Raw genomic sequence first — 4,465 nt, 5'->3', positions numbered from 1 at the left:
GCCAGCATCAAGGCCGCGAGCAGCGCCGCGCCGCCCAGCGTGTAGAGGCCGGCGGCGGAACCGCCATGGTTCTGCTCGACGTAGGTGCGCAGGCTCGGCGCCACGAAGCCGCCGAGGTTGCCGATGGAATTCACCAGCGCGATGCCGGTGGCGATGCCCAGGCCCGAGAGGCGCTCCGACAGGAAGGCATAGAAGATCGGCGTGCCCGACAGGTAGGTCGATGCGCCGATCGACAAGGCCGCGATCGCGAAGATCGGCGAACCGTGCGCCGACAGGCAGACGCACACGCCGAACACCGTGTAGAGCGAGGCCACCGTGAGGCGCCGCCGCTCGTGGTGCCGGTCCGACCAGCGCGTGACGAAGTAGACGACGAACAGCGCCAGCAGCCACGGGATGCTGGTGACGAAGCCCACCATCAGCCCGATCTTCTGGCCGAGGATCTGCGACACCTGGCTCGGCAGGTAGAAGATCAGGCCGTAGGCCGCGATCTGCACGATGAAGAAGTTCAGCGCGAAGAACATCACCTTCGGGTTGCGCAAGGTCTGCATCACGGTGTGCGGGCTGCCGGCCGCCTTCTGCGCCGCCTCCTGGTCGAGCACGGCCTGCAGCGCGTCCTGCTCCGCGGGCGCGAGCCACTTCGCGGCATGCGGCCGGTCGACGATCACGAAGAAGGCCGCGATGCCGACCACCACCGCCATCGCGCCCTCGATCAGGAACATCCATTCCCAGCCCTTGAGCCCTCCGATGCCGTGCATCTCGAGCAGCGCGCCCGAGACCGGCCCACCGATCACCAGTGCGCCCGCGAAGCCGAACAGCAGGATGCCGTTGGCCTGCGCCCGCACCCTGGCCGGGAACCAGTAGGTCAGCGTGAGCAGCACGCCCGGGTAGAAGCCGGCCTCGGCGATGCCGAGCAGGAAGCGCAGCAGGTAGAACGAGGTCTCGGTGGTCGCGAACATCATGGCCGAGGCCACCAGGCCCCAGCTCACCATGATCCGGCTGAGCCAGATGCGCGGGCCGACGCGCGTCATGATCACGTTGCTCGGTACCTCGAAGATGGCGTAGCTCACGAAGAAGATGCCGGCGCCGAGCGCGAAGGCGCCGTCGCTGAGGCCGGTGTCGATCTGCAGCGCGTTCTTCGCGAAGCCGACGTTGACGCGGTCGAGGATCGACATGATGTACATGAGGACCAGCATCGGCAGCAGGCGCCAGCGCGCCTTGTGGACGGCGGCGCCGACCAGGGGGCTGTAGGGATTCATCGTTGTTGTCTCCTGAAAAATTCTCGGGATGAAGCGCGTTCGGGCTAGTGGTTGCGGCGCGGAATCCCCGCGGTCTGCGCCACGCGCTGGTACTTGACGGCCGGCTTGAGCACCATGCCCTCGGACAGCGTGTCGACCATCGCGCGCTGGATCTCCTGCCACGGCGTCTGGCTCGCGGGGATCGGATAGCCGCCCGCGGCCTCGAGCTGGCGCGCGCGGGAGCGCAGTTCCTCGTCGTCCACGAGCATGTCGACGCGGCGCGCCTTCAGGTCCACGCGCACGCGGTCGCCGGTGCGCAGCAGCGCCAGGCCCGCGCCCGCGGCGGCCTCGGGCGAGGCATTGAGGATCGAGGGCGAGCCCGAGGTGCCCGACTGCCGGCCGTCGCCGATGCAGGGCAGCGCCGAGACGCCGCTCTTGAGCAGGTGCGCGGGCGCGCGCATGTTCACCACCTCCGACGAGCCCGGATGCCCGATCGGCCCCACGCCGCGCATGAAAAGGATGCAGGAGGCGTCGATGTCCAGCGCCGGGTCCTCGATGCGGCGCTCGTAGTCCTCGGGACCGTCGAACACGATCGCGCGGCCGACGAAGGCATCGGGGTCGCCGGGCGCGCTCAGGTAGCGCGCCCTGAACTCGTCCGAGATCACGCTGGTCTTCATGATCGCGCTGTCGAACAGATTGCCCGACATCACGAGGAAGCCGGCGTTCTGTCGCAGCGGCGCCTCGAAGGGGCGGATCACGTCGGCGTCCTTCACCGGCGCCTGCGCGCAGTTCTGCGCCAGGGTGCGGCCCGTGACCGTGAGCGCGCCCTCGCGGATCAGGCCGTGGCGATGCAGCTCGGCCACCACGGCCGGCACGCCGCCGGCGCGGTAGAACTCCTCGCCCAGGTACTTGCCGGCCGGCTGCATGTCGAGCAGCAGCGGCACCTCGAGCCCCACGCTCTCCCAGTCCTGGATGGTCAGGTCCACGCCCGCGTGCTTGGCGATCGCGATCAGGTGGATCGGCGCGTTGGTCGAGCCGCCAATCGCCGAGTTGACGACGATCGCGTTCTCGAAGGCCGCGCGCGTGAGGATGTCCGAGGGCTTGAGGTCCTCGCGCACCATCTGCACGATGCGCCGCCCGGTCTCGTAGGCCATCTGCCCGCGCTCGCGATACGGTGCCGGAATCGCGGCGCAGCCCGGCAGGCTCATGCCCAGCGCCTCGGCCAGCGCGTTCATGGTCGAGGCCGTGCCCATCACGTTGCAGTGGCCGATCGAGGGCACGGTGGAGCCGACCAGGTCGATGTAGCCCGGGAAATCGATGCTGCCCTTGGCGAACAGCTCGCGCGCCTTGAACAGCGTGGTGCCGGTGCCGGTGCGCTGGCCGTCGTGCCAGCCGTTGAGCATCGGCCCGCCCGACAGCACGATGGCCGGGATGTTCGCGGTGGCCGCTGCCATCAGCGCGGCCGGAGTGGTCTTGTCGCAGCCGGTGGTCAGCACCACGCCGTCGATCGGGTAGCCGGTCAGCGTCTCGACCAGGCCCAGGTAGGCCAGGTTGCGGTCGAGCGCGGCCGTGGGCCGGCGGCCGTTCTCCTGGATCGGGTGCATCGGGAATTCCATCGCGATGCCGCCCATCTCGCGGATGCCGTCGCGCACCCGCTGCGCGAGCTCGCGGTGGTGCCGGTTGCACGGCGTCAGGTCGGAGCCGCTCTGCGCGATCGCGATGATGGGGCGGCCGGACTGCAGCTCCTCGCGCGTCAGGCCGTAGTTGAGGTACCAGGCCAGGTGGAGGACCGAGAGTTCGCTGTGCTCGGGGTTGTCGAACCAGGCGGCGGAACGGAGGGGGCGGGGAGTCATTAGGGGTCTTTCTCGAAGGGCGTTCTCGTGGAGCGGCCGGAGCTTAGGGAGAGCGCCGCGCGAGCGCCAATGAGATCGGTTGCGAGGCCGTATAAGCGCCGCAAATACAGCCGATGCCCCGCCCGGGGGGCTGGTCCGGGCCAGCTTCTAGAATGGTTCGGTGAGCGCCCTTCCCACCTCCTCCCTCCCCCCCGCCGAACGCCGCCCGATCCGCGAACTGCCCGACGAGCTGATCAGCCAGATCGCCGCGGGCGAGGTGGTCGAACGCCCGGCCTCGGTGGTGCGCGAGCTGCTCGACAACGCGCTCGACGCGGGCGCGACGCAGGTCACGGTGCGGCTGGCGTCCGGCGGCGTGCGGCTGATCTCGATCGAGGACGACGGCCTGGGCATCCCGCGCGAGGAACTCGTGGTGGCGCTGCGGCGCCATGCCACCAGCAAGATCGCGAGCCTCAACGACCTCGAGACGGTCGGCACCATGGGCTTTCGCGGCGAGGCGCTGGCCGCCATCAACGCGATCGCCGAGCTGAGCCTGCAGTCGCGCGCGGTGGGTGCCGACGGCGCCTGGTCGCTCGACGGCCGCACCGGCGAGCTGCGCCCGGTGGCGCGTTCGCGCGGCACCACGGTCGAGGTGCGCGAGCTGTTCTTCGCGACCCCGGCGCGGCGCAAGTTCCTCAAGACCGATGCCACCGAGCTCGCCCACTGTATCGAGGCGGTGCGCCGCCATGCGCTGGCGCGGCCCGACGTGGGTTTCTCGGTCTGGCACGACGGCAAGCTGGTCGAGCAGTGGCGCGCCAGCGAGCAGCGCGAACAGCGCCTGGGCGATGCGCTCAGCGAGGATTTCGTGGCGCAGAGCGTCGTCGTCGAGCACGTCGGCGGCCCGGTGCGCGTGGTCGGCCGCGCCGGCATTCCCGATGCCGCGCGCTCGCGCGCCGACCACCAGTTCTTCTACGTCAACGGCCGCTTCGTGCGCGACAAGGTGCTGTCGCACGCGGTGCGCAGCGCCTACGAGGACGTGCTGCACGGCCAGCGCCAGCCGGTCTACGTGCTCTACCTCGAGATCGATCCCGCGCGCGTCGACGTGAACGTGCACCCGACCAAGATCGAGGTGCGCTTCCGCGACGGCCGCGAGGTGCACCAGGCGGTGCGCCATGCGGTCGAGAACGCGCTGGCCGCGCCGCGCGCCGGCGACGCCACGCAGGCGGCCCAGGCGCAGCAGCCCTTCTTCAAGCCGGTGTCGCCGGTCACGACCGGCTCGTGGTCGCAACCCGCCATCAATTTCAGGGCCGCCGAGCGCGGCGCCGGCGATTTCGAGGCCATGTGGCCGCGACGCGCCAGCGAGACCCTGCTGGCGCCCGAAGCCTCCTCGGCCCACTGGCC

Annotated in this window: 3 protein-coding genes; 1 reads left to right on the top strand and 2 read right to left on the bottom strand. The window is 70.3% G+C overall.

Going from position 1 to position 4,465, the window contains the following annotated elements; all coding sequences use genetic code 11:
- Together AC27VN_RS33930 and AC27VN_RS33925 are read right to left on the bottom strand one after the other, a co-directional pair.
- A partial coding sequence (locus tag AC27VN_RS33930) for an MFS transporter (RefSeq protein ID WP_490879421.1) occupies positions 1-1,256 on the bottom strand: 1,256 nt, incomplete at its 3' end.
- Between the two features lie 44 nt (positions 1,257-1,300).
- On the bottom strand, positions 1,301-3,088 hold the full coding sequence (locus tag AC27VN_RS33925) for an IlvD/Edd family dehydratase (RefSeq protein ID WP_490879420.1): 1,788 nt from the start codon (positions 3,086-3,088) through the stop codon (positions 1,301-1,303).
- Positions 3,089-3,248: 160 nt separating this feature from the next.
- Between AC27VN_RS33925 and mutL the strand changes: the two genes are divergently transcribed.
- The coding region (gene mutL, locus AC27VN_RS33920; protein ID WP_490879419.1) for a DNA mismatch repair endonuclease MutL at positions 3,249-4,465 on the top strand (1,217 nt) is incomplete at its 3' end.

Source organism: Variovorax sp. 20P10.2.4 (assembly GCF_058244205.1).
The sequence above is the reverse complement of the archived record's forward strand: the minus strand, read 5'-3'. Positions and strand labels throughout refer to the sequence as shown.